26 protein-coding genes and 1 tRNA gene are annotated in these 26,067 nt (G+C 36.6%); 16 read left to right on the top strand and 11 right to left on the bottom strand.

The genetic code is table 11. From position 1 onward, the window contains the following. Nucleotides 1-4: 4 nt before the first annotated feature. Nucleotides 5-898: a phosphate/phosphite/phosphonate ABC transporter substrate-binding protein gene (locus tag ACYQ0E_RS10975; protein WP_460188269.1), complete on the bottom strand. Its 894-nt coding sequence runs from the start codon at nt 896-898 to the stop codon at nt 5-7. A 178-nt stretch (nt 899-1,076) separates the two neighbouring features. On the opposite strand from ACYQ0E_RS10975, the gene purE reads away from it, so the two are divergent. Together purE and ACYQ0E_RS10965 are read left to right on the top strand one after the other, a co-directional pair. Then, entirely contained in the window at nt 1,077-1,577 is a 501-nt protein-coding gene (gene purE / locus ACYQ0E_RS10970) for a 5-(carboxyamino)imidazole ribonucleotide mutase (RefSeq protein ID WP_460188268.1), read from the top strand. Between the two features lie 234 nt (nt 1,578-1,811). Beyond that, nucleotides 1,812-2,921, top strand: coding sequence for a 5-(carboxyamino)imidazole ribonucleotide synthase (locus ACYQ0E_RS10965; RefSeq protein WP_460188267.1), 1,110 nt, complete (start codon nt 1,812-1,814; stop codon nt 2,919-2,921). Between the two features lie 443 nt (nt 2,922-3,364). On the opposite strand, the gene ACYQ0E_RS10960 is transcribed toward ACYQ0E_RS10965, so the two are convergent. From ACYQ0E_RS10960 to ACYQ0E_RS10940, 5 genes are all read right to left on the bottom strand, one after another. After that, nucleotides 3,365-4,387: a phospholipase A gene (locus tag ACYQ0E_RS10960; RefSeq protein ID WP_460188266.1), complete on the bottom strand. Its 1,023-nt coding sequence runs from the start codon at nt 4,385-4,387 to the stop codon at nt 3,365-3,367. Between the two features lie 43 nt (nt 4,388-4,430). Beyond that, nucleotides 4,431-5,774, bottom strand: a complete 1,344-nt coding sequence (locus ACYQ0E_RS10955) for a leucine-rich repeat-containing protein kinase family protein (protein WP_460188265.1) — start codon at nt 5,772-5,774, stop codon at nt 4,431-4,433. Nucleotides 5,775-6,307: 533 nt separating this feature from the next. After that, nucleotides 6,308-7,798: an NAD(P)H-hydrate dehydratase gene (locus ACYQ0E_RS10950; RefSeq protein WP_460188264.1), complete on the bottom strand. Its 1,491-nt coding sequence runs from the start codon at nt 7,796-7,798 to the stop codon at nt 6,308-6,310. An 84-nt stretch (nt 7,799-7,882) separates the two neighbouring features. Beyond that, nucleotides 7,883-8,650, bottom strand: a complete 768-nt coding sequence (locus ACYQ0E_RS10945) for an undecaprenyl-diphosphate phosphatase (RefSeq protein WP_460188263.1) — start codon at nt 8,648-8,650, stop codon at nt 7,883-7,885. Nucleotides 8,651-8,687: 37 nt separating this feature from the next. Continuing rightward, nucleotides 8,688-9,908 carry a class I SAM-dependent methyltransferase gene (locus ACYQ0E_RS10940; protein WP_460188262.1) on the bottom strand — a complete coding sequence of 407 codons (1,221 nt, stop codon included), beginning with the start codon at nt 9,906-9,908 and terminating at the stop codon, nt 8,688-8,690. Between the two features lie 234 nt (nt 9,909-10,142). Between ACYQ0E_RS10940 and ACYQ0E_RS10935 the strand changes: the two genes are divergently transcribed. Together ACYQ0E_RS10935 and ACYQ0E_RS10930 are read left to right on the top strand one after the other, a co-directional pair. After that, a complete protein-coding gene (locus ACYQ0E_RS10935; RefSeq protein ID WP_460188261.1) occupies nt 10,143-10,607 on the top strand; it encodes a FliG C-terminal domain-containing protein in 465 nt (154 codons plus the stop codon). Nucleotides 10,608-10,682: 75 nt separating this feature from the next. Further along, on the top strand, nt 10,683-11,138 hold the full coding sequence (locus ACYQ0E_RS10930; protein ID WP_460188260.1) for a FliG C-terminal domain-containing protein: 456 nt from the start codon (nt 10,683-10,685) through the stop codon (nt 11,136-11,138). A gap of 94 nt (nt 11,139-11,232) precedes the next feature. Here the strand turns inward: ACYQ0E_RS10930 and folB are convergent, their stop codons facing one another. Next, entirely contained in the window at nt 11,233-11,634 is a 402-nt protein-coding gene (gene folB / locus ACYQ0E_RS10925; RefSeq protein WP_460188259.1) for a dihydroneopterin aldolase, read from the bottom strand. 96 nt (nt 11,635-11,730) lie between these two features. Here folB and plsY point away from each other — a divergent pair, with 96 nt between their 5' ends. Beyond that, nucleotides 11,731-12,342 (top strand): glycerol-3-phosphate 1-O-acyltransferase PlsY, encoded by a 612-nt coding sequence (plsY, locus tag ACYQ0E_RS10920; RefSeq protein ID WP_460188258.1) that lies wholly within the window; start codon nt 11,731-11,733, stop codon nt 12,340-12,342. A gap of 67 nt (nt 12,343-12,409) precedes the next feature. Here plsY and tsaD read toward each other — a convergent pair whose 3' ends face one another. After that, nucleotides 12,410-13,435, bottom strand: coding sequence for a tRNA (adenosine(37)-N6)-threonylcarbamoyltransferase complex transferase subunit TsaD (gene tsaD, locus ACYQ0E_RS10915; protein WP_460188257.1), 1,026 nt, complete (start codon nt 13,433-13,435; stop codon nt 12,410-12,412). 177 nt (nt 13,436-13,612) lie between these two features. Here tsaD and rpsU point away from each other — a divergent pair, with 177 nt between their 5' ends. The 6 genes from rpsU to ACYQ0E_RS10885 all read left to right on the top strand — a co-directional run bounded on the left by rpsU (nt 13,613) and on the right by ACYQ0E_RS10885 (nt 19,273). Continuing rightward, complete coding sequence (rpsU, locus tag ACYQ0E_RS10910; protein WP_029408214.1) at nt 13,613-13,828, top strand: 30S ribosomal protein S21; 216 nt, start codon at nt 13,613-13,615, stop codon at nt 13,826-13,828. 15 nt (nt 13,829-13,843) lie between these two features. After that, a complete protein-coding gene (locus ACYQ0E_RS10905; protein WP_460188256.1) occupies nt 13,844-14,293 on the top strand; it encodes a GatB/YqeY domain-containing protein in 450 nt (149 codons plus the stop codon). 156 nt (nt 14,294-14,449) lie between these two features. Then, complete coding sequence (gene dnaG / locus ACYQ0E_RS10900; RefSeq protein WP_460188255.1) at nt 14,450-16,231, top strand: DNA primase; 1,782 nt, start codon at nt 14,450-14,452, stop codon at nt 16,229-16,231. A 188-nt stretch (nt 16,232-16,419) separates the two neighbouring features. Then, nucleotides 16,420-18,204, top strand: a complete 1,785-nt coding sequence (rpoD, locus tag ACYQ0E_RS10895) for an RNA polymerase sigma factor RpoD (RefSeq protein ID WP_460188254.1) — start codon at nt 16,420-16,422, stop codon at nt 18,202-18,204. A gap of 178 nt (nt 18,205-18,382) precedes the next feature. Then, a tRNA-Ile gene (locus ACYQ0E_RS10890) sits at nt 18,383-18,459 on the top strand. Nucleotides 18,460-18,862: 403 nt separating this feature from the next. Then, complete coding sequence (locus tag ACYQ0E_RS10885; protein WP_460188253.1) at nt 18,863-19,273, top strand: hypothetical protein; 411 nt, start codon at nt 18,863-18,865, stop codon at nt 19,271-19,273. Nucleotides 19,274-19,478: 205 nt separating this feature from the next. On the opposite strand, the gene ACYQ0E_RS10880 is transcribed toward ACYQ0E_RS10885, so the two are convergent. Next, nucleotides 19,479-20,759, bottom strand: a complete 1,281-nt coding sequence (locus tag ACYQ0E_RS10880; protein ID WP_460188252.1) for a type II toxin-antitoxin system HipA family toxin — start codon at nt 20,757-20,759, stop codon at nt 19,479-19,481. Continuing rightward, on the bottom strand, nt 20,752-21,147 hold the full coding sequence (locus tag ACYQ0E_RS10875; protein WP_460188251.1) for a helix-turn-helix domain-containing protein: 396 nt from the start codon (nt 21,145-21,147) through the stop codon (nt 20,752-20,754). Before ACYQ0E_RS10875 ends, ACYQ0E_RS10880 begins: the two co-directional genes overlap by 8 nt. 484 nt (nt 21,148-21,631) lie before the next feature. Between ACYQ0E_RS10875 and ACYQ0E_RS10870 the strand changes: the two genes are divergently transcribed. The 5 genes from ACYQ0E_RS10870 (at nt 21,632) to ACYQ0E_RS10850 (ending at nt 25,653) form a co-directional block, all read left to right on the top strand. Next, nucleotides 21,632-21,952: a metallophosphoesterase family protein gene (locus ACYQ0E_RS10870; protein ID WP_460188250.1), complete on the top strand. Its 321-nt coding sequence runs from the start codon at nt 21,632-21,634 to the stop codon at nt 21,950-21,952. Next, a complete protein-coding gene (locus ACYQ0E_RS10865) occupies nt 21,949-22,581 on the top strand; it encodes a metallophosphoesterase (RefSeq protein WP_460188249.1) in 633 nt (210 codons plus the stop codon). The genes ACYQ0E_RS10870 and ACYQ0E_RS10865 overlap by 4 nt, the downstream gene beginning before the upstream one ends. A 44-nt stretch (nt 22,582-22,625) precedes the next feature. After that, nucleotides 22,626-23,258: a metallophosphoesterase family protein gene (locus ACYQ0E_RS10860; protein WP_460188248.1), complete on the top strand. Its 633-nt coding sequence runs from the start codon at nt 22,626-22,628 to the stop codon at nt 23,256-23,258. 227 nt (nt 23,259-23,485) lie between these two features. Continuing rightward, nucleotides 23,486-24,739 (top strand): hypothetical protein, encoded by a 1,254-nt coding sequence (locus tag ACYQ0E_RS10855; RefSeq protein ID WP_460188247.1) that lies wholly within the window; start codon nt 23,486-23,488, stop codon nt 24,737-24,739. 347 nt (nt 24,740-25,086) lie between these two features. Then, complete coding sequence (locus tag ACYQ0E_RS10850) at nt 25,087-25,653, top strand: recombinase family protein (RefSeq protein ID WP_460188246.1); 567 nt, start codon at nt 25,087-25,089, stop codon at nt 25,651-25,653. 199 nt (nt 25,654-25,852) lie between these two features. Here ACYQ0E_RS10850 and ACYQ0E_RS10845 read toward each other — a convergent pair whose 3' ends face one another. Further along, a complete protein-coding gene (locus ACYQ0E_RS10845; RefSeq protein WP_460188245.1) occupies nt 25,853-26,065 on the bottom strand; it encodes a hypothetical protein in 213 nt (70 codons plus the stop codon). Nucleotides 26,066-26,067 lie beyond the last annotated feature (2 nt).

Genomic DNA, 26,067 nt, shown 5'->3' with positions numbered 1-26,067 from the left:
CTATTTATAAGGGTCTTACGGTTTCTTGAAATAAATCTATAAATTTTTGTACTGTATCGTAAGTAGCATTATTCGCTTTTTCAAATTTTGATAAATACATATTTTTAAGAACAACTCGTCCTTCTTTAGATTGGTTTAAATTAACAAGCAATTCTTGTACCTTGTTAGCGATTTCTTTGGGTACCTTGTTGCTAACAATAACACTGTTATTTGGTAGAGACTGAGTCTGCCAAATAATTTTTAGTTTCTCTTTTATTTCAGGCTTTTCGTAAGACAATTCTTCCCAAGGAAGAGTCCAAGTCGCTGCGGCATCAGTTGAACCTAAAAAAACATTTAAAATAGAAGATTCTTGAGATCCAACATATTTATTGGTGACGTCTTTATTAATATTTAGGCCATGTGTTTGTAAATAATATTGTGGCAATATTGTGGCAGCAAGGGCAGTGGGCGCAGGGTAACTAATGCTTTTGCCTTTTAAATCTTGCGGGGTTTTAATGCTGCTATCCTTGCGTACTAAAATAATACCTTTAAATTTTTCATCATCACCCATTTTGGCAATTACTTTATAATGATGCTGAATGGCAATAAGAGTTTGGTAAGGGTTTGGTAAGGCAAAATCGACACTTTCATCGATTAATTTATTATTGAAACAGGCATAATTTCTTGAGGCTTCAAGCGTGAAATTGGCTTGAGGAATATGTTTATTTAAATACATTATAAGTGGATTAAAGGCTTCAAATAAACGTGTTGGATTATGCAAAGGATGAATTGCAAATTGATATTGTGGGATTTCATGAGTATGTACAACAGTTTTAGGAACGTCGTTTGACGTATCTTCTTGAGAGCAACCTATAAGCGTAAAAAATACCAAGTAAAAAACTATGTAAAGCCGTTTCATTCATTGATCTACCATGAGTTTGTATGATTTTATTTTAACAGATTAAAAGTAGGGTTATTCTAAATAAATGGTTTTACTTATCTAATTTTTTCAAGTAGTTAAGTCTTTTTTTAAGTTGACGTTTTCCAATAACGTTGTACAATGCTCCGCTTTCTCCATTTTTTAAGGGTATTTGAACATGAGTGATGTTAAGCAACCGTTGGTTGGTGTGATTATGGGGTCAAAATCAGATTGGCCGACCATGAAGCACGCTGTAGATATGCTTGAGCTATTTAATGTTCCGCATGAAGTAAAGGTGGTTTCAGCTCACAGAACACCAGACTTAATGTTTGAATACGCCGAGCAAGCAGAGGAACGTGGCTTACAAGTTATTATTGCAGGTGCCGGCGGTGCAGCGCACTTACCAGGTATGGTTGCCGCTAAAACCGTTGTGCCTGTGTTAGGTGTGCCAGTGCAATCACGTGCATTAAGTGGTAATGATTCATTATTATCTATTGTTCAAATGCCAGGTGGCGTACCCGTTGGTACTTTAGCTATTGGTGATGCGGGTGCTAAAAATGCAGGTATTTTAGCCTCTCAAATGGTTGGTAATTCAAATCCTACTATTCGTGCTGCGGTTAAGGCATTTAGAAAAGAGCAAACCCAAACGGTTTTAGATAACCCAGATCCTCGTCTTTAATTCTAAAGTGACTAAATAACCTTTAAAAACTTAATTATATGGCGTTTATATTACGTTGCGTTTTTAGAGGTTAAAATAACAATCTACGTTTTACCCTATGCTGACACATTAACGGCCACAGGGCATACCAGGCCTGGTAAAATACCTTTACAAATTATTTAAAACTTCGGTTGCATATTGCTTAAGCGATTCGTGGTTCATTTTTCGATATAACTTTAATAAAGAGTTTTTCTCATGACTCCCATTTCAAAAAATATTGGTGTTTTAGGTGCTGGCCAACTTGGCCGAATGTTAGCTATTGCAGGTTATCCATTAGGGCAAAAGTTTGGTTTTTATGGAACATCTGATACCGAACCTTCAGCGCTGTTAGGGCATATGCATAAGCCGTCAGATGATACGGATACTATGGCTGAATTGGTTGAGTTTGCCAATGTGATTACTTATGAAAGCGAAAATACCAGTATTGAATTAGTGAGAGAAATCGCCAAAACCACGCCGGTTTATCCAGCAGAGAAATCTCTATTTATTTCTCAGCATCGCGGTCGTGAAAAAGGCTTGTTTGATCAACTTAATATTCCTTGTGCGCCTTATCAAGTTATTGATTCATTAGAGAGTTTAAAGTTAGCGGCAGAAGAGATTGGTTTGCCTGCCGTTTTAAAAACCACCACTGAAGGTTATGACGGTAAAGGGCAGTTTGTTTTAAAAGAAACCTCGCAAATTGAACAAGCCTGGTCAGAAATCGGTGGTCGTGAATTAATTTTAGAAGGCTTTGTTGAGTTTCAAAGAGAGCTATCTATTGTTGCCGTGCGCAATGCCAATAATGAGCATGTGTATTATCCGTTAGTACAAAATGTGCATCACGAAGGTATTCTACGTTACACCATCGCCCCAGCCAGACAGGTTTCTGCTGATATTCAACAGCAAGCAGAAGAATATATGCACAGTTTGCTAGATGAGTTAGATCACGTGGGTGTATTAACGCTTGAGTTGTTTGAAACGGTTGATGGACTCGTCGCCAACGAGATAGCGCCACGTGTGCATAATTCAGGACATTGGACAATCGAAGGGGCATACACGTCACAGTTTGACAACCATGTAAGAGCGATTACAGGTTTACCATTAGGTGATACATCACCACGCCAACCCATTGCGGCTATGATTAATATCATTGGCGAAACTGGACCGGTAGAAAAGGTTTTAACCATGCCAAACGCATTTTTGCATTTATATGATAAAGCCGAAAGAGCAGGGCGCAAGTTAGGACATATCAATCTTTTAGCGGTGGATGAGGACTCTTTATATAAAGATATTCAAGCGTTATCGGACTTCTTGCCAAAAGTGTAGAGCCCTAAAATTTACTTTATCTGTTCTATTCAATTTTTATACAAACACCAGGCCTGGTTAGGTTGATAGTTTTTCTTGTTTTTGAGAAGCCTTTTTAATATTTATAGGTCTTTGAGTTAATGGCTCTGGCTTCCCCTTACTTTGTTTGTTTGCCCAAACAAAGTAAGCAAACAAAGGGCACCCCGCTCCATAATTTGACAAGTTCTAAAACTCATTCACTGAAAACGCTGAACTCGCTCCGCAAGCTACGCTCTAACAGCAGCGTTTTTTAAACGTTCACTTCGTTAAGAACTTTGCACAATTTATTCCAAGGGGAATCTTGGCGTTTAAGGTTGGCTTTACAGAGCAAAAATAAAATTACCAGGCCTGGCATGTCCTGTGGCTGAGTATTGGGTCAATTCAATTTTGTTTCAAAGATCAAACCGAAAAATACAAAACCTTATCTAATATAAGTTACCAATTTGTACACCAATGCTTAGCGTGTTGTTGCGGTAGTTGTAGTCAATTAGACTCTCTCCATATCCGTAAAACCATTGGGCGTAGAAGTTAAGGTTACGATGAATTGGGTAGGTGTAACCCAGTTCTAACGCGCCTTTATTATCGTCAAAATCAAAATTATCTCGTATAGTCATTCTAAAATTATGGTCGGTATATTTAGTGTAGTAACTGAATTCAGCATTGCCCATGTAGTGCGTAATATCTGGATTATCGTCATCATCCTTGTTTTCAGGGATTCTAAGCCACGGCTGAAAGCTAAAGGCTGAATTCTCTTTTTCAAATAAAAATCTAAGATAAACACGGTTCCAAGAGCGCGATAGTGTACCGGTTTGTCCGTTAGATTGATGAGCAATACCTGTGTCGATTAACCGGTTTTTCCAACCTAAAATATTCCAGTCATTGTCAAAACTTATCCAACCTTCTGGTTGATGGTTCGTTTCACGAAATGGGGATGAAATATGGCTATTATAGGCTTGCCAAAACGAACGGTTGGTGTAAGCAAGATACCAGTGATCACCCCATCCTAAAACATTGTCGGCAATAGGTGCTTTTAAACTGATTTGAAATTTAGCTTCAACGGGTTCAAAAAATTCATTACCTGAAAATACGCCGTTTCTATAAGGTTTTTCATTGGTTTCAGCAAAGTTGTATGAACCAAATAATATGTAATTTGGTAGATAAGATTGAATAGAAAAATGGTCAAACTGGCTTAATCGATCTGCTTGAATTCGCTTTTCAATGGGTGAGTCTTGTAACACAGCAGTGTCTTTTTTTAGACACTGTTGGCGAAGTTGTTGCAAAGTCGCATCAGCAGGCAAAGTTTCAAGAGCTTGTTTAATGCAAGCATCATCGTAAATAGCGGTTGTATTGGTTGCTATTGTTTTTGTGGCCGCTGTTTCATCTGCAAATACCGTTTGCATAGGCATAACACATAACATGCTAACAAGTATTTTAGAATGGCTTTGCATTGTTCTTCCTTTTAAAAGCGTGTGATTTTGGGCTTGCGTAATATTAGATTTCTGTAAGTTCAATCAGTTCGGATTTTATCTCTGTAAATGATAAATCATCTTCTTCTCTGCAATAGTCTACAAAGTCTTTAAGCGTATTGCTGAGATAACTTCCCATCGCACTACTTTGTGTGATGGTGAGTAAGTCTTCTATTAAATTAGCAAAGGCTCTAACTTCAAGTTGAGTGACTAATTTTTTCTGGTTTTTGGGTAGGTCGTTAAAACAAGAGGCGGCACCAAAATCACCCAATAATACAGAGTCATTTTTATTGATAAGAATATTGTGGGCATACAAATCACCATGACAAAAACCTTGTTGATGAATATGTTTCATACTGTCGGCCACTTGTATTAACAGGTTTAACACCGAGGTTGCGGGCAAATAAAATCCTTCTTTAAAGGTGTCACGAGTGCAACTTTGTAATGAAGGTGGTTCTCCTAAATTAAAGAATTTTTTAGGGATTAAATTCATGACTATGCCCGATTGATTATCATCTTCAAGCACCGCTATGGTATTAACAATGTTTTGGTGTTGCGCCATTTCTAAACAGACGGCCAATTCATCCTTTGGATAACCATCACTGGTCACTTCACCTTTAAATAATTTTACCGCAATATTTTTTTCAACAATATGCCCTTTAGCTCTTTTAGGTTGGGCATAATTGGCAGACCATTTGGCGCGATGAATCAATCCAGACGCACCTTCGCCCAACAGTTCATGAAAATCAATGTCGTCCATACAAACGGTTTCAATTTTATTGGATGTATTAGATGGTTTGGTGATGGTTTGGCAAAAATGGTTACCCGAAAAAGCCAGCCAACTCAATTTTGGTAGGCTTAATAATTCATCTGGTAGGTGGGTTAATTGATTGGCAGATAAACGCAATAACTCTAAATTTGTGCAATGTTGAATGCTTTTAGGTATCTCTGTTAACTGATTGCCAGCGAGCATGCATTTTTGTAGCTGTTTTAAATCACCAATAGAATCGGGCAGTTTAGTCAGTTGGTTGTCAGTCAAAATCAACCAGCGAGTGTTAAGGGGTAATGCATTTTCTGCAAAGGTGGTAATTTGGTTGGATTTAAACCCAATCATCTCTAATTTAGGGCAGTTTGCTAGAACGGTTGGTACTTCAGTAAAAAGATTGTTTGAACAGAATATAATTTTTAAATTGACCAAATCCGCTAAATTATCCGGCAACTGACTCAGCTGGTTTCCTGATAAATCCAATATTTCTAGAGTATCTGCTAGGGTAAAAATTTCTGTTGGAAACTCGGATAAATTATCACTTATCTGCAAACGTGTAATACCGTTAAGTTCACCAGATTGTAATTGAGCTAAATTATGCATAAGGGCAGGCCGATTAAATTTATTGTGCGTATTTTAACGGCTTTTAGAAGATGCTGTTGTGATTAAAATCGAATTACTCTATTCTCATAATGTATGGTTTTCCCTTTAGTCATCTATAGATTGTGGGCATAGAGATAATTTATCTTTTTAATAATTGAAGCGAACCACAAACGCCAAAAATCCCCTTGGAATAAATTGTGCAGAGTTCTTAACGAAGTGAACGGTTAAAAATCCCGACTGTTCGAAGCTGAGCTTGCTCAGCAAGTTGCGGGATTTCAGTGAATGAGTTTTAGAACTTGCCAATTTATGGAGCGGGGTGCCCTTGTTCGCTTACCTTATTGGGCAAGCAATAAGGTAAGGTGAAGCCTAAAAGCAAACCCTAAAGGTGTATAAATATCAAAAAGGCTTCTCAACAGATAAGACAAGTTAAACCTTAAAATCCAATTTGCCAGGCTAGGCATGCCCGATGGTTGAATATGCATTGTAAGCATCGAGTAAATCTAAAAAACATAGTTCAGGTTTTAAACTGAAATTTAGGAAACTGGACTATCGCTATAGCTTAATAACTGACTCATAACTTGTGCGATTTCTGATGGCAAAATGCCTGGTTGTCCGCTTTGATTGGCCAAAACATCTCCTGCATGTGCGTGCAAGGAGGCGCCTAAACAGGCCGCGTTCCACAGCGATAAGCCTTGGGCTATAAAGGTGGCAATGGTGCCTGTTAATACATCGCCCATTCCGCCAACAGCCATACCAGGGTTGCCCGCTAAACATATTTCCATTTGTTTGCCATCATAAATAAGCGTTCCATTGCCTTTTAATACAATCACGCCACCATATTTTTTATGTAAGGCTTTTATAGCGGCAATGCGGTCTTTTTGTATGTTGGGAGTGGTGGTGTGTAAAAGTTGTGCGGCTTCACCAGGGTGTGGTGTTAGTACCCAATTATTGTTTTGGATGTGTTGGTCTTGCTTTTCTATAAAAAGGTTAAGGAGCTTTAACGCATCTGCATCAATCACTTTGTTATGTGGTAGGTCCATAACTTGGTTAAATAAATTTTCTCCCCAATCGTCTAGCCCTAAGCCTGGCCCTATGCCAATAACATTGGCCAGGCTAGCTTGAGCGAGAAGTTGTTCTGTTGGGTAACACATTAATTCAGGAATCGCCTGTGTAATAGCTACACCATGTTCTTGATGCGTAATGATTTTTACCAGGCCTGCCCCTGTTTTTAAACTTGCCAGGCCTGCTAATTGTATGGCGCCCATCATGGTGTAGTTGCCACCTATTAAACAGACGGTGCCGGCAATGCCTTTGTGATGTGAAGCTAAACGTAAAGGCAGGGTGTTTAACCAAAATTTTAGGGGGTGGTTTATGGCTAAAGGCGGTTGGTTTTTATATAGTTCTTTAGGGATAAAAAGTGGGCTAAAGTGAATTTTCCCACAGACTTCTGGGCCTTGAAAGGTATATAGCCCAAATTTATGCGTAATAAAAGTACAGGTAATATCGGCGTGTACGGCACAACCTAAAATAGCCCCGGTATTGGCATCTAAACCACTAGGAATGTCTACCGCTAAAATAGCTTTTTTGCTTTGATTGATTTGTTCAATAATTTGAGCCATTTCACCCGTAATGGGTAGGTTTAACCCCGTACCAAAAATGGCATCTACAATTAAATTGGCACTTTGCAGGCTCTCTTTTGAATAGGCGATAGGTTGAATGCCGAGTTGCTTAAGTTCATTAAGGGCTAACAGGGCATCGCCTTTAATTTTATTGCATTCACCCACTTGCAAAACGGTGACCTTAAAACCAGCAATATGAGCATATTGAGCAATAACGTAACCATCACCACCGTTGTTACCTGTGCCGCAAATAATGTGAATGTGTTTGCTTTCAGGCCAGTTCTTTTGTAATACATCAAAGGCAAAAAAACCGGCACGTTTCATTAATAACAGGCCTGCAATGCCCTCATTTTTTATGGCATCTTGGTCTATGGCTTGAGAGCTTTGGGCACTGTAAAGTTTCATGAGTTTACCTTGTTATGACCTTGTTTAACCTTGGTTTAACTTTTATTTGCCAAGTTATTGGCAATGGCTTTATTTTAAACGGTTTTAAACAAACCAAATAAGTAAAACAACACCAAAAATAATGCGATAAATACCAAAAGCATTAAAGGTGAATTTTTCTAAAAAGCGTAAAAACAAACTCATGGATAAGTAGGCAATAATATAAGCCATAACAAAGCCAGCAATTAAGGGTAGCCAAGAGGTATTGGCAAATTCAGAATAGTTTTTAACTAGATCTAAACCCGATGCCGCTGCTAAAACGGGTAGGGCTAATAAAAATGAAAATTCTGCGGCGGCTTTTCTGTCGAGCCCCATCATAATTCCCCCTACTATTGAAGCGCCTGCGCGGCTTGTGCCAGGGATAAGTGCAAAGACTTGTATTAGGCCAATCCAAAAAGATTGTTTTATGCTGAGGTCTTCAATATCTCGAGTACGGTGTGTACCTTCATTATAGAGTTTTTCCATAATTAAAAAGACAATACCACCCACAATAAACATCCAAGCAACAATACTGAGAGTAAAAAATTCTTTAATGGTGTTGTGGAATAAAAAACCAATAATAGCAATGGGTAAAAAGGCAATTAAAACATTGATCCACAGGCGAATATGTTCTAGGCTAAATTTTGAACTGTAATGTGAAAAAATAGCCAAGATTGCGGCGACCTGAATAATGACTTCAAAAGCCATGTTTTGATCTGTTTGTTGTAAACCTAACCAGTCACTTACAATAATGAGGTGACCTGTTGAGGAGATGGGTAGAAACTCGGTAAGGCCTTCTATAATACCGAGAATAGCGGCTTGAAAAATATCCATTAATACAGTCCTGTTTTTAGGGTGAATCTAGTGATGTTTATAATTGATGGCGTAAATCACGCACACTAAACCCAATTAAAGGTTGTTCAAATTGTTTAGTTAAAGCAATGACTTTAAAGGTTTCACCCATTTCGTCGGGTAGAGTCAGTGTTTTGATTTGTTGAGCAATGCGCACTTGTTGACTAATGTCAGCGTTGGCATCAAAAGACATTTCTAATAAACCACTGCCCATTAAAAAGTTAGCTTGGGTAGTAAAACCTGCCACTTTAAACCCACTGTCAAATCCTTCTTCGGCCACGGCTGTAAAATCAACATGAGCGGTAATATCTTGCAGGCCTGGGTAAAAAAATGGGTTGCTGTGCGCGCGGTGTTGGTAATGGCAACGTAAAGTCCCCATAACGCGTGCTGGTTGGTAGTATTCTTGGCGACTGTAACCATAATCAATTAACAAAACGGCACCCGCACTTAAAATATCGTTTAGGCTTTTAAGCCAAGGTTTTAGGTTTAGATTAATTTCAGTTTCATAGCCTAAATTAGATACTTTGCCAATATGTTGAATTAATTGGTTCGCAAATTTTTGCAGGCCTGGTTCGGTAATGATTTGATAATCCCAGTCAAACTGTTGGCTGGTTTCGTTATAACAAACATAACCTTTTAATGCTTGTTGCGGTTCAATACGAATACGCTCAAATGGCATAGCATCTAAAACTTCATTGGCTAAAACAACGGCATTTATTGGCGTTTTGGGAAGGCTATCTAACCAAACCACTTTACTAAATAAGTCGTTAGGTAGCTGTTCTAATAAAGTTTGTTTTTGGCGGGCTCGTAAGTCCGCACTGATTTCTATAATGTAATAACGATTTACATTTTGTTGCATGGCGTGAAGTTCTAATAATATATCTTTAGCCATTGTGCCTTGGCCAGCCCCAAATTCAATAAGGTTGGGTTCTGCTAATTCTGCCAATATCTGTGCCGCCTGTCTGGCTAAGCAACGAGAAAAAATTGGTGAAACTTCAGGTGCGGTAATAAAGTCACCGGTTTTACCAATTTTAGGTAATCCGCCACTGTAATAGCCTAATTGTGGTGTGTATAACGCCATTTCCATAAATTTAGAAAAGGGTAGGTTATTGTGGCGACTTAAGTAGCGTTGAATATTTTTGCTCAACTTTTCACTATGCAATAGACCATCTTCACTAGGTTCTGGCAATGACTTGGGGGAGTTTGAACGATGAGAGTGGCGAGGATGTGTCGATTTCATTGAGCTTCAGAGTGTGTTTATTAAAGTATGTGATATTATGCAATAAAGCGTAGTTAACAGCTAGGTTTTAACCGTAACAAAGCATGATTGAGGGTTAAATATTTTTAGTTATTGTACAAAACGTTGTTAAAAACGATTTTGGAAAGAAGATTGCTTTTAAATTATGGCTATAAAAAAATACAATGATACGGTTGGTTTCGCGAAGTTTAAGTTGTTTTGAATAAAGAGAGTGATATGAAAGTAGGTATTAAAAAATTACAGGAAAATGAGTGGTTAGTGCATATTGGTTGCGGAGCCATAAAAATGGATCAATTTTCAGTTGCTCTTTTAAAAATCACTTTAGAGCATTTGCTGTCGCTTGATCAAGGGGCTGAACATTCAACCTTAAAAAGTTATATTAAATTAGGTCTACGAATTAAAGAATTAAAGCCCTTAGATATGCAAAAATTACTGCGTACTTTAGATTCTACCGATATTTTAATTATGATGTTATTGGCTAATGACCGAGTATTAAATGACTTTATTATGGCAAATATTGGGGGTATTTTGGCTAAGCAGGTTGAGGCAGATCTTGCATCCGCAACCATGCCTTCACATGATGTTGCTAAAGAAGCGATTCGTCGCATTGTAGAAAAAACGTTTGAATTAGAAGCCAGTGGACAAATTGAATTTGCGTCAGAAAACGTACGATATATTTAAGTTAAGGTTGTGGGAATTTAACTTGCGACTAAATGAAGACTTTAGAATATACAAAAATCAGTAAGAGAATAAATAATGGAAATTTCAGCAAGTAGAACCAAAGAAGGTGAATATCAATTAGAAATAGGGCCAGTAACGTTTACTTTACCTTCAGATGCAATCAGTGCTTTGCAACAAGTTATTGATCAACGCTTAACTCAAAATAATACAGTAGATGAAGAAGGTCTTAAGCGCAAACTAGAGGCCTATAAAGCATTGGCATCAAAAATGATTGGTGTTGATGATCGTATTGTACAAAAGTTTGCCCCACAAGTTTCGCCAGAGCAGTTAGTAACCATTACCCGTTTAGCAAAAGGGGATGCATTGTATAAAAAGATTTGTAAAAATTTATCTAAACAAAATCGTCGTCAATTTGAAGAGGATTATGCATCGATGGATAAAATTACCGAACATCATGCCTGTTTGTATATGGAAAAGCTTGTGCCGTTAATTAAACGTGCCGCTCAAGAGCAAAAAGAGTTACAAGATTAAATTTAAGCACTTAGTATTTCATTTTATAATGGTTATGTTAAAAAACGTATGTCGTATTTAACTTGTCATTAGGGTGTTAAACGTTAATGAGTGACTAAGCGTTGTCAGTTCTATAACGGGTAATTTTTAATCCAACGGTATTAGTTTCAGGAACCGCCATGGGTTTACTGACTTTTAAATGAATAATTTGAACGGCCTGATGGTGAGTAAGAATATGATTACAAATTGCTTCACATAATGTTTCTATTAGTTCATAACGACTCTTTTCAACCAGCTCTATAATTTCGTCCGAAACTTGTTTGTAATTCACCGTATCGTCAATATTGTCAGTTTGTGCCGCCTGGCTAATAGGCATAAGCATGTCTATATCAAAGATAAGTGGTTGACGGTTTTCTCTTTCCCAGTCGTAAATACCAATAATCGCTTGTGTTTGTAGGCCATCTATAAAAATGGTATCCATATTTTGAACGGTAGATGGGCTATTTTGATTAAGCATTTGTTTCGCTTCCATGAATTATTTGAATCAATATTATCTACTTCTAGTAAAATCATGCAATTATTTATAACGACCAGGCCTGGTAAAAGGAATTAAATGGGTTTTGAAAGTATTATATTTATTATTGTTGCTTATCTATTAGGCTCAGTATCTACGGCTATTATTGTGTGTAAATTAATGGGCTTGCCAGATCCACGTGAAGGTGGTTCAGGTAACCCAGGCGCAACCAATGTATTGCGTATTGGTGGTGAAAAGGGCAAAAAAGCCGCTGCCATTACCCTGGTAGGCGATATGCTTAAAGGCTTATTGCCCGTTTTGATTGCGCATGGGTTAGGGCTTTCTACTTTAATGATTGTATTAGTGGGGTTTGCCGCTTTTATTGGTCATTTATACCCTGTGTTTTTTCAGTTTAAAGGCGGTAAGGGCGTGGCAACTATGCTGGGGGTGATGTTTGGATTGTCTTTGCCTATTGGCTTAGCGGTTGCAGGCACTTGGCTGTTTGTGGCAAAAGTCCTAAAAATTTCATCGCTTTCAGCCTTAATCGCAACCATTTTAGCTCCCATTTATATTTGGTTTTTATCCGGTAATATTGAATGGGTCTATGTGACAGCCGTTATGACCTTAATTTTATTTTGGCGTCATCGTGGCAATATTCAGCGTTTAATTAATGGCGAAGAAAGTTTAATTAAAGCTAAAAAAGATAAATAAAAAGACTAAATGTATTCTTTAGAGGGTAGTTCAATATTTTTTAAACTCTCTGTTTACTAACTTTACGTTATATAGTGTCCAATTCTTCTAAAGACCAGCGCGGTGTTGTAGCAAAGCTTAAACCGCTAGTTTGTCCAGCGGCTAAACGTTGCGCACCTGCATAGGCAATCATGGCACCATTATCAGTGCAAAATTCTAGGCGAGGATAAAAGACTTCGCCTTTACGTTTTTTCATTAAATCCGTTAATTTGCTACGAATCTCACGATTGGCACTTACCCCGCCTGCTACCACTAACCTGTTTAAGTTTTCTTGATCTAAAGCACGTTTGCATTTAATGGTTAAAGTGTCCGCCACCGCAAGTTCAAAGGCACGGCAAATATCGGCTTTGGTTTGTTCGGTAGCATCATTATTTTTAACTGTGGCTTGCCAAGTATTTAAAGTAAAGGTTTTTAAACCACTAAAACTCATGTCTAAACCAGGTCTGTCTACCATGGGCCTAGGAAACTTATAACGTTCTGCATTACCTTGTAAAGCTAGATTAGATACATTTGGTCCACCTGGATAGCCGAGTTCAAGCATTTTGGCGGTTTTATCAAACGCTTCACCAGCGGCATCATCTAGCGTATCCCCCAGAACTTTATATTGACCAATGCCATCAACTCGAATAATCATGCTGTGTCCACCAGAGACTAAAAGACAAATAAATGGAAAGTCAGGTTTATTGTCTTCTAACATAGGCGCCAAGAGATGACCTTCCATGTGATGTACACCAATGGCTGGAATATTAAGTGCAAAAGCTAAGCTACGTGCCACCGATGCTCCCGCAAGCAAAGCGCCCATTAAACCAGGGCCAGATGTATATGCGATGCCGTCTAGATCTTTTTTATTAATATTAGATTCTTTGAGGGTTTGCATAATAATAGGGGTTAATTTACGAATATGGTCACGAGAAGCCAGTTCAGGAACGACACCACCATATTGAGCATGCAGTTCAATTTGAGTGTACAGGGTGTGGGCAATAAGCCCTTTATTGGTGTCATAAATAGCCACACCAGTTTCGTCACAAGAACTCTCTATTCCAAGTACCAACATCTATAAAACTCATCTATTTAAATCAAAGTGGCTGAATTTTAACAAATAATCTTTAAAATTATCTGAAAAAGGTTTGCAAAATGCAGAGGAGAAAATTATAATCCTCCCTTTCTGCTATTTCTCATTTCTTGCGTGAGGAAGATGCAATGAATTCTAAATTTTTTTAAGGTCGAAATTATGCCAAGCGTAAAAATCAGAGATACTGAACCATTTGACGTAGCATTACGTCGTTTTAAACGTGCTTGCGAAAAAGCAGGTGTGTTAACTGAAACTCGTAAACGTGAATATTATGAGAAGCCTACTTGGGCTAAAAAACGTATGAAGGCTGCAGCAGTTAAACGTTTAGCAAAACGTTTATCTCGTGAGAACCGTCGTACAACTCGTATGTACTAAGGTTAGGTTACTTTAGTGTCAGAGACAATGAAAGAACAGCTAACCGCTGAAATGAAAGCTTGTATGAAAGCTAAAGATAAAGAGCGTCTACAAGTAGTACGCTCTCTTTTAGCAGCCATTAAACAGGTTGAGATTGACAATCAAACGACTGTAGATGATGCGGGTATTTTAGCTATTTTAGATAAAGCTATGAAGCAGCGTCGTGATTCTCATCAGCAATTTACGGATGCCGATCGTCCTGATCTTGCTGAGCAAGAAGCCTATGAAATGTCCGTGATTCAGGATTTCATGCCGCAAGCTTTAACAGAAGATGAAATTAATGCATTAATTGACGATGTAATGACTAAAACAGGTGCCAGCTCCATGCAAGATATGGGTAAAGTGATGGGCTTGTTAAAACCTGAGATGCAAGGTCGTGCAGATATGGGTGAGGTTAGCAAGTTAATTAAAGCTAAGTTAGGCTAAATTCAGTAAGCGCCTATTGATATAGGTTGCTATGGTCAGTTAAGTTTTAATAAAACTGGTCTTTCTATTAAACCCGTTAGTGTTTTTTGCTAGCGGGTTTTTTGCTTTTAGGGGTTGTGTAAAAAGCTGTGCAAAGTCTGTGGATAAGGTGTGAGTATGACTGAACAGGGTGGATCCATTCCACGTTCATTTATCGAGTCTTTATTAGCTCGAGCCGATATTGTGCAAGTTATAAATCAACGTGTTCCACTGAAAAAAGCAGGAAGTTCCTATAAAGCTTGCTGTCCGTTCCATGATGAAAAAAGTCCATCGTTTAATGTTAGTCCCGTAAAGCAGTTTTATCACTGCTTTGGTTGTGGAGCCAGTGGTGATGCGCTTAAATTTTTAATGGAATATGACGGTTTATCCTTTGTAGAGGCGGTAGAGTCTTTGGCCTCTCAGTATGGTATGGAAGTACCTCGAGAAAAACGTAGCCCTGAACAGCAAAAAGCCCAACAAATAAAACAACAAAAACAGCGTGATTTATATGACGTTATGCATTTGGCTGCCAAGTTTTATCGCCATCAATTACGTGATCATACTCAATCAGAAGAAGCCAAAAAATACCTAAAACAACGTGGATTAAGTGCCGATATTGCCAAAGAATTTGTGATTGGTTTTGCACCACCTGGTTGGGATAGTTTGGTTTCTGGATTAAAAGCGGATGCAAATCTAACCAAACAACTTGTTGAAGTTGGTTTGTTAGTAGAGAAAGATGATAAAAACGTGTATGACCGTTTTCGCCATAGGGTAATGTTTCCTATTCGAGATGGTCGTGGGCGAGTGATTGCTTTTGGTGGGCGTGTTTTGGGTGATGATCAACCTAAGTACCTAAACTCTCCAGAAACACCAATATTTCATAAAAGTTATACTTTGTATGGGCTTTATGAGATGCGTCAATCAAGGCAAAGTTTTGATAATATCCTTGTGGTTGAAGGGTATATGGATGTAGTCGCTCTTGCTCAATTTGGTATACGTAATGCAGTAGCCACCTTGGGAACAGCGACCACCGTTGAGCATTTAGATTTACTGTTTAGACAAGTAAATGAAATTGTATTTTGTTTTGATGGGGATTCTGCTGGTTTAAAAGCCGCATGGAAAGCATTAGAGCTTGCTCTACCTATGATGGAAAAAGAGCGTTCCGTTAAGTTTCTATTTTTACCTGATGGTGAAGATCCAGATTCAATGGTTCGCAAAGATGGGTTAGAGGGGTTTAATCAACGTATTGGCAAAGCATTATCGCTATCTGAGTTTCTTATGCAGGGATTACAAGGAAGGCTTTCATTTCCTGTAAACAGTATTGAAGGTCGTCAGCAGTTAGTTTCAATGGCAGAACCATTTGTTCAGTCAGCACATGGTTTATATCAATTTTTATTAGCAGAGGGTATTGCTAATCTAGTTGATTTACCCACTTGGCGTGTTGAAAAACAAATGAATGTTAAATCTGGTTTTGCAGGTTTTAAAAACGATAATACCAGGCCTGGTAAAAATATAATTGGCGAAAGTAATCTTTCCAATATTGTTACCTTGCCATTAAAAATGATTAGATTATTGGTTAAAAGACCTGCTTGGGCAGAAATTTTTGCAAAAGAATTTGTGCAAGACCTTGTAAAATCGGGCGAACGTGACTATGTAGCCTTAGGTGGATATATAAAAATTTTACAAGCCAATCAATTTAACGTTGAAATAGCATGGAAAAAAGTGGCTAATGCTGGTTATGAAAATGAGCTAAATAAAGTAAGTAGCTCAGAAATACCTGATGATGAAACGTTTCTTCAAACAGAATTTGAAGTTTATATTATTGCATTAGCCAGTTATTTAGATGAAAAAAAGCTTGGACAATCAGGTTGGAGTGCAGATGAAATGTTAAAACTGCAAACCTTGGTCAAGAACAAATAAACCCACCAACTTTGAATAAATAGCCAAGTTTGAGTGTAAAAGCTAACCTGCTAATTTTTAAAGAAGAATTTTAACCTTTTGGTACAGAATTTTAGTATAATTGCGAGTTCTGTTTTTTCTGTCTGAAAGCAATAGCAGATAGATTTTTAGAAAAAAATGAATTATAGAAACATTATTTGAGGCAAAGCATGACAAAAGTCGAAAGAAAGCAGCAGTTAATAGATTTAATTGAGCGAGCGAAGGAGTTAGGTTACCTAACGTTTGCTGATGTTAATGATGTTTTGCCAGATGATATTGAAGAAGATCAATTAGGCCAAGTTTTAACCATTATCAAAGATTTTGGTATCAAGTTATTTGATTCACCACCCGATGAAGACGAATTATTAACCCAAGAAGGTGGCGCTTTTGATGACGCTGCAGCAGAAGCTGCACTTACCGCTCTTGCTGAAGTTGATGGTGAATTCGGTCGTACAACTGATCCAGTACGTATGTATATGCGTGAGATGGGATCTGTTGAGTTATTAACTCGCCATGGTGAGATTGATATTGCCAAACGTATCGAATGGGGAATCCGCGATATGTTGGATTGTTTGGCGACATATCCAAACTTTGCTAATTTAATCTTAGAAACGTTTGCCAAAATGGAAACAGGCGAAGGAAAAGTAGCAGACGTTGTTCAAGGGTTTATTCGACCAGAAGATCTAATTGATGTACCGGTTGAAGAATTATCGCCAGACAGTGATAACAACGAACCAAAAGAAGATGGTATTAATCAAGAAGAGCTAGAAGCTTTTCTGGCTGCTCTAACAAAATTAAATAAAGCTGCATTAGATGCAGAAGCAAAAAATGGTTCTGACGACAGTAAAGCGGTTCAAAAACGTCAAGCTGTTGTTGAGCATTTGCGTGGTGTTAAAATTACGCCAATTTTCTCTAACCGTTTTGTAAAAAGTGTTAAAGATAAAATTAGAGCCATTCGTGAACAAGAAAAAGTGATCGTGGATTTAATTTTGCGTAAAGTAAAAGTACCTCGTGCTGTATTTTTAGAGGTATTTATTGGCTCTGAAACGAATCCAGAATTTATTGATTTGTTAATTGCTAAAGTTCCTGCACAAGCAGCGGCTTTGGAAGACGCTCGCCATGAAGTAAGCCGTGCGCAAAAACGTTTGGCAATGATTCAGAAATCTGAAAAAATGCCTGTGTCGATGTATAAAAAGATTTACAAAAAATTAAGTAAAGCAGAAAACAATGCGCGTATTGCTAAGCGAGAAATGATTGAAGCTAACTTACGTTTGGTAATCTCAATCGCTAAAAAATACACTAACCGTGGTTTGCAGTTCCTAGACTTAATTCAGGAAGGTAATATTGGTTTAATGAAAGCCGTTGATAAATTTGAATACCGTCGTGGTTACAAATTCTCAACTTATGCAACATGGTGGATTCGTCAGGCTATTACGCGCTCAATTGCCGACCAAGCTCGCACAATCCGTATTCCAGTGCATATGATTGAAACAATCAATAAACTGAACCGTATTCAGCGTCAACTTCTTCAAAAAATGGGGCGTGAACCTACACCAGAAGAATTAGCTGAAGAAATGGAAATGCCTGAAGATAAGATTCGTAAGGTCATGAAAATTGCTAAAGAGCCAATTTCTATGGAAACTCCGATTGGTGATGATGAAGATTCATCTTTAGGTGATTTTATTGAAGATTCAAACATCTTATCACCGCAAGATGCCGCTGATTCTGAAGGTATGAGTGAAACCGTTCGTGAAATGTTAAGCACCCTAACGCCACGTGAAGCAAAAGTTTTACGTATGCGCTTTGGTTTAAGTATGAACACAGATCATACACTTGAAGAAGTTGGTAAACAGTTTGATGTTACCCGTGAGCGTATTCGTCAAATTGAAGCAAAAGCACTGCGTAAATTGCGTCACCCAAGCCGTGCAGAACGTTTAAAAAGCTTTTTGGATTAAGCTATTTAAGAATTTGCTTCGCAAAACAAAGGCCAGGTTTTCAACGAGAAACCCTGGCCTTTTTACTTTATACAAAATTGAATTTAAATTTTGTTAGCAAATAATTCACAAACCATATTGTAGTCGCTATAATAGGCGCACCTAAATTACCAGGCCTGGTAATTTAATACCCTATAAAGGGCCCTTAGCTCAGTTGGTTAGAGCATCCGACTCATAATCGGCAGGTCCCCAGTTCAAGTCTGGGAGGGCCCACCATCTTAAACCCTTTAAAATCAACATGTTACAAGATATTCACTATTTAATTAACAGCTGTTTATTTTTTTTTGAGCAACCTATGCGCAACTTTAAGTTCACTAGATTAGCGTTTTTAAGTTTTCTTTAGACCTTAAATTAATACAAACTAAAAAGTATTGCTTACAATGTATCGATTAAGTTCTCCCCTTAGATTGTACCTATTAAACCTATTAAACCTATTAAACCTATTTAACCTATTTAACCTATTTAACCTATTTAACTCTGGCTGACGCCCTCCCAAAGATCGGTTTTCGAGTAGGGATAACAGGACATGTAAACATTTTTTCTAATGTATTATTCTTAGAATAAGTTTTAGTTTAAGATTTAGGTAAGGTCGTAAATAGGATAAAGGAGATGGTCATTCATGAAAACAATAGAGACGCTTGTTGAGGATACTAAGGTCGGTTCATATTTGTTATTTATCTATTCGTTAATACTTACGATAGTACCAGCGATTGTTTTAGCTATCCAGTTTAATGCTGCTGTTGAACGGAATCACGTAATTACTCAAGAGGTAGCAAGTTTTTACAATATTCCTGAGTCTTCTTCAGAAAATCTTATGTGTTTTCAAGGTATTTTGCATTACAAAAATATTGGGGAATTTTCTGGTGCTTTGGCATTTTCACCTAATATTTCTTGTTCTCAAAAAGAGTTAGAAAAATTACAAGAAAATACTCCGGAAAATATTGCATATATTGCTTTTGTTATTTTGCTAGTGGGTCTCTTGACGATGGTGGTTTCATGGATAGTGATACGTCAGTCAAAGAAGGAGTGACGTTAAGAGAGTGTGAGTTGATACTTCTTGGCTTCACTTATGGTTTTGGTTTATAATTATTTAACAGTAAATGAATATGAGAGTCTGAAAAGGTGTTTGCTGTACCCGCCAATGAAAGTTGGTTCTAGCGACTGCTGGAATATTGAAGAGGGTTCTCACTTTTAGAAAGCCCCTTAATTGGGGCTTTTGTTTTTTTGCGTGAAAGCTATGCTTCAATTTTGAAATCTTTGTGTAGTTTCAGCCAGTGATTTTTTAATCGTTTTTTGTGTTCGTCATGCATTGGTAAGTTATTAAGCTGTTCTGGCCATACAGTCCTCGCAAGTTCCATTGTGTCATCTAGGTGTACTTTAATAGCTGGCCAGTGAACTTCTATTTTTTTAGACCATATTTCAAAGTGTCGATAAGACATTTCATACCAATTTTTATTCTTGGCCATATTTAGAGCCAGTTCAACTTCTTCTTGTATATAGACCATGGTGCTTAAAATGTCATAAGCTGGTGATAGCTCTGGCGTTTGTTGGTCATTATAGATTACGGACCAGTTTTTGATGTGTGCATCTCCATTACCTAATAATATGTTTACTAACAATCTTCGAGCAAATTGTTGTACATCAAATAAACTTTTGTTGCTATACAGATGTAAAACTAATCCAATTTGTTCATAGTTAATTTTGTTGTATTTGTTAATTGGGTATAAATCGAATATCTGTGCAAAGTCTTCAGTATGTATTCTAGTGACTAATCCACTTTTATTTTCATTGCGATCGAAACGCTTGATAGCATAGGCAAACTCTTCATTTGGAAGACGTATATCGGGAAGGTTATCTAGTTTATCTAGTTCAACAAGTTTTATATCTGGAATATCGATACCTACAGATTTAGCAAGCAGCATTGAACTATATTCATTTTCTGGAACGTGTTTATGGTTGGTGCTTGGAGTTTTTATAATCCATGTATCATTACTCGATTCGTCAGAAATTAGAAAACGACCATCTTGATGCCTTGATGAAAATTTCATTTGAACACCAGCCAGTGAAAACTTATTTCCTACTAGAGCGGATATATTGATTGGTACAGCCTCAGTGTTTTCTCTTTCAATTAGAGCCCAGGATGGGATTTCTTCTTTTGCTATAGGTGTTGCAACAATTGCTCCTGAAAGGTTTTTTCCGGCATATGCTAGTAGTGAAAATTCATTATCAGTATGTGTTTTAAGAATTTGGGTCATCCATTCTCTTAATGCACCTTCTGGTAGTAGGTTTGATAGTATGGGAGGTATCTTTTGTCGGTGTATTAAAGGTGTTTCCAGGTAGTCTTTATCAAATTTTTGTCTAAGAGTGATGGTTGGAACCATGAAAGAGGGAAGTGATTTATATTCAGGGCTGAATGTGAATATATTCTTTCCTGCTTGATAGTGTGCTAAAACACCAATAAATTTATCGTGAAGTGAGATTCTTAAGGCTGCAACTTGTTCGAGTCTTTTAGTCATGATCTTCAAGTGCCTTTAATTTATCTTCAAAACTATTTGGTTTGGGTTTATTTCTTACGTAAGAATGGTTTAAATTTTTATGTAAATCAACATTTTTGAGATTATTAACGCTGTTATTAAAATATTCATCAACTATTTCTGGATAGTTCTTAATGTAATCATTAATTATAGATTCAATTTTAAGTTCTTCTTTAGGGATTAGTTTTAACTCCATTTCTAACCCCTCTAATATTCTTAAAAAGGTACTTAGTTTCATATCACCGTTAGATTCTAATCTTGAATATTGCTGTTGAGACATCCCTATACGAGATTTCATGTCTTTTTGATCAAGCCTTAGTTTTTTTCTTCGTTCTATTAAGGCTTTAGATATTTCATTGTTTGTCTTCATTTTGAATGCTCTTATTGGCTATATTTAAGATAGATACTATTTATATGTTGTTTTATTTAGGGTATACAATCAATTTGTAGTAAATAGTTATCTATACAACTTAAGTGTTGTTATAAAAATTATTTACAACATATTAGTTGTTTTTAAGCCGTTGTACAACTTTTCTGTTGTTTTATGTGTTATTTACAATATATTAGTTGTTTTCAATCCGTGGTATAGCTTGTATGTTGTAAATTAAATAAGCATGGTTCCTAAGTGAAGTTTATATAAGTATCCAAGTAAAACAAACGACCGTTTCGATTTACCGCCAATCTCTCCAGCCTGGGGGAAAATCAAGACTTCTTTAGCTGCAGAAAAGTTTTACAATGCGAACGGTGGCGAATGGTTTGATGAACTGAGTGATGCTGATAGACAGCATATTTACGAACAACTTTCTGACCTACCCTATGCGATAACGCTTGAAACTGAACATGGCGATATAGGATTGGTTCACGCTGAAGTACCAGAACGCTATGATTCTTGGGATGTATTTATTGTTAAACTAGAAGAGTCAAGCAGTGTTCGTGATGATGCTTTATATAATAGATATGCGATTATGGACGTGTACGACCCTTATAGTAACGAATATTTTGATGTTACAGAGCCACCAAGGTTTGTTGAAGGTGTAATCGCTACCATTCACGGTCATACTCCCGTTAAAAAGCCAGTTGTTTGCGGTAATCAGCTATGGATAGATACAGCGTATTTGAGTGGGGAATTAACTATTATTGAAGTCAGCAATATAATTAATAAGATAAAAATATGAATACTCATTTAACAGAACAAATCAATCCCAATACTTGGGTTGTGTCTGATACTCACTTTGGTCATGATCGAGTTTTGGAGTACGAGCCTTCACGCTTAGAAGCGATGCAATCTGGTGGCTATAGAAATCAAGACGAATGGCTTATACATAATTGGAATTCGACAGTCGGTGAAAACGACTTGGTTTTACACCTAGGGGATTTTGCTTTTCGCAAAGAATCAGTCATCGAACGTTTGAGTGGTCGAATTATCTTATTAGTCGGTAATCATGATGTTCGTTCTATTCCGTGGTTTAGAGAGTATCAAAGTAAGAATCCTGATCGTTTTGCTCTAATTGAGGGAATTGAAGAACAAACAGAGCCGTACGGAGTGAGTGGATTAATCTGTGAATTTGGAGGTAAGAAATTATTCTTTAGTCACTATCCGCTTGTCAGTGAAGACCCATACACACGTGGTAAAGCCAAAGACTCTCGTGATGTAATGGCAAAAATCTTTAAAAGAGAGCGTTGTGATTTATGCATACACGGTCATTTGCATTCAAAAGATGACTTCACAGATAAGCAGCGTGAAATCAATGTGTCGATTGAGCGTATTGGTTTTAAGCCAGTGCGTCTGCAGGATTTACTGTGAGCGTTAAATTTACAATGTTGGTAAGTTATTAAGAAAGTGAAAACATGAAAATAGTACATATTAGCGACACACACGGAAGGCATGCTTGTCTTACGCAATCGATTGAAGCCATTGAGGATATTGATGTTTTAGTTCATTCGGGTGATTTTTCAGACTATGGAATTCCTGAGGAAACAGCGTGTTTTCTAGACTGGTTTAGAAGTTTAACAAGCAAATATAAAATTCTAATCGCAGGGAATCACGATGATGCATTTTTTGAGGCCGATGAGGTTATGAATGCCTTTGATTTGAGCGGTATTCACTATTTGATTGACGAGTCTATTGAAATTAATGGCATGAAGTTTTACGGTTCTCCATGGACTCCATCACCATTTGGTGGGAGTTTTACGTTTTATCCAGGAGAGGGCGAACCTATTTGGGAGAAGATCCCTGAAGATGTGGAAGTTCTGATTACTCACACTCCAAAATACAATGTTTTGGATATGGCTAGAATGCAATATCGAATTCAAAACTTAGGTTGCAAGCATTTACAAAAACGTATTGAACAATTACCAGACCTAAAAGCACATCTTTTCGGGCATATTCATGAAGCAAATGGAGTTGTTGAAAAGCAAGGTATTAAACACTCAAATGCGGCTACCAAGCTTCATGTTTTGTTGATTGATAATACGAAATAGAATGAATGTGAAACCTTAACGTTGAGGAAATATGGTCGTATTTTCTGTATTAAAAAAATATATATGTTGCGTATGCTCTTGTTAAAAGTTAGTATTTCTAGCTTAGTGGAGTTTCCGAAATTTAAAGCCAACCTTCACGGTGAAACAGATTTGAAATAGTATTTTTTTCAAAGGTTGACTATTTAGATATGGTTATTTTAATTATTTTTATTCGGTAGGAATCAGGTATGTACCTAAAAACAATGTTTGATAAAAAAGCTGTATTAATAACTTTTATTGCTTTTATTACTTTTATTCTAAGTGCAATAATTGTCTTTTTTCTTTTTATAAAAACCAATCATCTTATTGTTGAACAAAATTCTCCTAAAGTGAATCTGGTTCCTTCTGCTTCAGCAGATACTTTGAATGTCATATTTGGATTACCATTAGTTTTAATCACGTCAATGATTGCTATCTTTTTGGCTGGTTTAGGTTTGGAGCTAGCAAGAAACCAGGATCGTCGAGATGCAAAAATAGCAGCTAAAAGTGTTGCAGATAAATATTCGGATCTTGTAATAAAGATTTTGGACGTGAATTCTTCTATTAGAGAAGTTGCTATTGTATATAGACTTTATGCTGATGAAAAAAGGGATAAATATTTAAAGTGTGAGCATGATGATTTTTACCAAAAATATGATCCTGAAGTTGAAGGTTTTGTTTTCACAGATGAATATTATTCAGCAGTTAAAGATATTAAAGTAGACACTCAAAAGAAGTATTACTCCAAATTAACAAAAGCTTTAGATAAATTTCGATCTAGCAATCAAGTTCTTGAACAATCTCTAAATAAGGTTTTAGCAGACGGAGATGCAATGGAAGTATTTTTTAATGCCAGGGGAGAAGATAATAGAAAATCAAGCTTGGCAGAACTTGTTGAGATAAAAGAATGCATTGAGTTTAGTTTAAGGTATATTGACTTCTTAAAGCATTTATCTGAAAGTGAATTGTTTAAAGAATTTCAATTTATGTCTAAGGATAGAGAAGAATTTGAAAATGACGATGAAAATGTTAAACCAACAGACTCGTCAACTTGGTCTGTTGATGTAAAACATCTAAAAAGTGCTATTTGGAGTTTATTTTTTGGACATTATATTCGGATTAATGAAATACAAAAAGATGATGTTTATCCTCTTGCAATAGTTTCGGAAGGTATTAAAAAATTTCAAAATATAAATGATTTAATCCCGACAAAATTAGCGTTTTCAGAGTATTTCTTTAACAGCGATGAAAAATCACAAATTGAGTTCATTTCAAAGGAAATTTTAAATGAAATGGTTTTTAAAGAGCTATCAGACTTAGATGCTATTGATGTGATGTCAGAATCTATTATTTCATCACAGCAAATACATGAAACTGACCCAAATGAACTAGATAAGTATTTAAATAATTTGTTAGAAAATAAAATAAAATCGAGGGTTTTCTATTTAGACCAAGATCATTAATAATCCTGGTTTGAAGTGACCCCAATAAGTTGGACTAACTTAGTTAAGTGGCATCTAAGGCCTGATTTCGATATTCTATCGGAGTCAGGCCTTTTAGTTTTACCTGTTCTAACGTGACCTTACTTTGCTGTAGCCTGCTTATTTATGACGATAAATCAAAAAAATCTTCCATGTCCAGGTAGTACATTAATCTTGTTTGAATACATGGAGGGAACATCACGCTTTCTTAGTTAAACAAACGACCGTTTTCTATACATCTTTCTGGAATGTATAAAAAGTACTTAAATCTCTTGTTTTTGTGTATATAAATTCCGATAATAAATCTATGTATATAAAAGGTACGTTTTATGAACATAGGTTATGCACGAGTAAGTACTCAAGATCAAAGTCTTGATCTTCAATTAGATGCTCTCAATAAAGCTGGCTGCGAACAGACTTTTCAAGAAAAAATCACAGGTAAAAGCAAAGAGCGTCCAGAGCTTGATCTTTGTCTAAAATTTTTAAGAAAAGGTGATGTGCTTGTTGTTTGGAAACTCGATCGTCTAGCACGTTCTTTAAAAGATCTCGTTGAGATTATTTCTGAGTTAGATAAAAAAGATATTGGCTTTAAATCTTTGACAGAATCCGTTGATACAACATCTCCTGGTGGGAAGTTAATATTTCATATTTTTGGAGCTTTGTCAGAATTTGAACACAGTTTGATAAAAGAGCGAACTGTAGCAGGTTTAAAAGCGGCAAGAGCCAGAGGGCGTAAAGGTGGTCGAAAACCTGTACTTTCTCAGCAAGATGTAAAAAAAGCAGCTGCAATGCTAAAAGATCCTCTTATTACTAAGACTGAGGTTGCACAGCATTTCAAAGTTACCCGCTTAACTTTAAATAAATCCCTAGCAAGGGAAGCGGTGGAAAGAGTGTAGTCATTACAATTTAAGTTTCTGGTAGATATTAAAATCTATTCATTCATCAATATGTGTTTTACTTTTCCACAAACTAATATGAATAGAATTTATAAGAAATGATTGTCACTCAGAAAATAAAGTGTTTCTAAGCTGTGTACTTGTTTGAATTTTAAATACTGTTTGAGTCAGTAAATGATTTTTTGTAATACTATTTAGGTTAATAATTTAATTCGTTTGTATCAATCAAATGAATATATGCAACATTTGGATACTTCTCGATTATTTGCTTCTTTACTTCATTAAAACTATCGGCATTAATATTAACTAATTGTGTATTTGCGGTATATGTATCTAAATCAGGTTGTGCTTGTAAGCCAGTATACTCTATACCATCTTTTAAAAAATAAAGTTCCATCATGTATCGTTTCAATG

The sequence above is a fragment of the Thiomicrorhabdus hydrogeniphila genome, from assembly GCF_054656895.1.
Note: the sequence above shows the minus strand (reverse complement) of the source record. Positions and strands in the feature narration are given on the sequence as shown.

Bases quoted from the DNA above. Each gene is read 5' to 3' on its own strand.
- rpsU (WP_029408214.1), top strand. From the start codon at position 13,613: ATGCCAAGCGTAAAAATCAGAGATACTGAACCATTTGACGTAGCATTA.
- ACYQ0E_RS10880 (WP_460188252.1), bottom strand. From the start codon at position 20,759: ATGACTAAAAGACTCGAACAAGTTGCAGCCTTAAGAATCTCACTTCAC.
- rpoD (WP_460188254.1), top strand. From the start codon at position 16,420: ATGACAAAAGTCGAAAGAAAGCAGCAGTTAATAGATTTAATTGAGCGA.
- ACYQ0E_RS10945 (WP_460188263.1), bottom strand. From the start codon at position 8,650: ATGGATATTTTTCAAGCCGCTATTCTCGGTATTATAGAAGGCCTTACC.
- ACYQ0E_RS10955 (WP_460188265.1), bottom strand. From the start codon at position 5,774: ATGCATAATTTAGCTCAATTACAATCTGGTGAACTTAACGGTATTACA.
- plsY (WP_460188258.1), top strand. From the start codon at position 11,731: ATGGGTTTTGAAAGTATTATATTTATTATTGTTGCTTATCTATTAGGC.
- ACYQ0E_RS10860 (WP_460188248.1), top strand. From the start codon at position 22,626: ATGAAAATAGTACATATTAGCGACACACACGGAAGGCATGCTTGTCTT.
- ACYQ0E_RS10960 (WP_460188266.1), bottom strand. From the start codon at position 4,387: ATGCAAAGCCATTCTAAAATACTTGTTAGCATGTTATGTGTTATGCCT.
- ACYQ0E_RS10935 (WP_460188261.1), top strand. From the start codon at position 10,143: ATGAAAGTAGGTATTAAAAAATTACAGGAAAATGAGTGGTTAGTGCAT.
- ACYQ0E_RS10930 (WP_460188260.1), top strand. From the start codon at position 10,683: ATGGAAATTTCAGCAAGTAGAACCAAAGAAGGTGAATATCAATTAGAA.
- dnaG (WP_460188255.1), top strand. From the start codon at position 14,450: ATGACTGAACAGGGTGGATCCATTCCACGTTCATTTATCGAGTCTTTA.
- purE (WP_460188268.1), top strand. From the start codon at position 1,077: ATGAGTGATGTTAAGCAACCGTTGGTTGGTGTGATTATGGGGTCAAAA.
- ACYQ0E_RS10940 (WP_460188262.1), bottom strand. From the start codon at position 9,908: ATGAAATCGACACATCCTCGCCACTCTCATCGTTCAAACTCCCCCAAG.
- folB (WP_460188259.1), bottom strand. From the start codon at position 11,634: ATGCTTAATCAAAATAGCCCATCTACCGTTCAAAATATGGATACCATT.
- ACYQ0E_RS10855 (WP_460188247.1), top strand. From the start codon at position 23,486: ATGTACCTAAAAACAATGTTTGATAAAAAAGCTGTATTAATAACTTTT.
- ACYQ0E_RS10850 (WP_460188246.1), top strand. From the start codon at position 25,087: ATGAACATAGGTTATGCACGAGTAAGTACTCAAGATCAAAGTCTTGAT.
- ACYQ0E_RS10965 (WP_460188267.1), top strand. From the start codon at position 1,812: ATGACTCCCATTTCAAAAAATATTGGTGTTTTAGGTGCTGGCCAACTT.
- ACYQ0E_RS10885 (WP_460188253.1), top strand. From the start codon at position 18,863: ATGAAAACAATAGAGACGCTTGTTGAGGATACTAAGGTCGGTTCATAT.
- ACYQ0E_RS10865 (WP_460188249.1), top strand. From the start codon at position 21,949: ATGAATACTCATTTAACAGAACAAATCAATCCCAATACTTGGGTTGTG.
- tsaD (WP_460188257.1), bottom strand. From the start codon at position 13,435: ATGTTGGTACTTGGAATAGAGAGTTCTTGTGACGAAACTGGTGTGGCT.
- ACYQ0E_RS10875 (WP_460188251.1), bottom strand. From the start codon at position 21,147: ATGAAGACAAACAATGAAATATCTAAAGCCTTAATAGAACGAAGAAAA.
- ACYQ0E_RS10975 (WP_460188269.1), bottom strand. From the start codon at position 898: ATGAAACGGCTTTACATAGTTTTTTACTTGGTATTTTTTACGCTTATA.
- ACYQ0E_RS10950 (WP_460188264.1), bottom strand. From the start codon at position 7,798: ATGAAACTTTACAGTGCCCAAAGCTCTCAAGCCATAGACCAAGATGCC.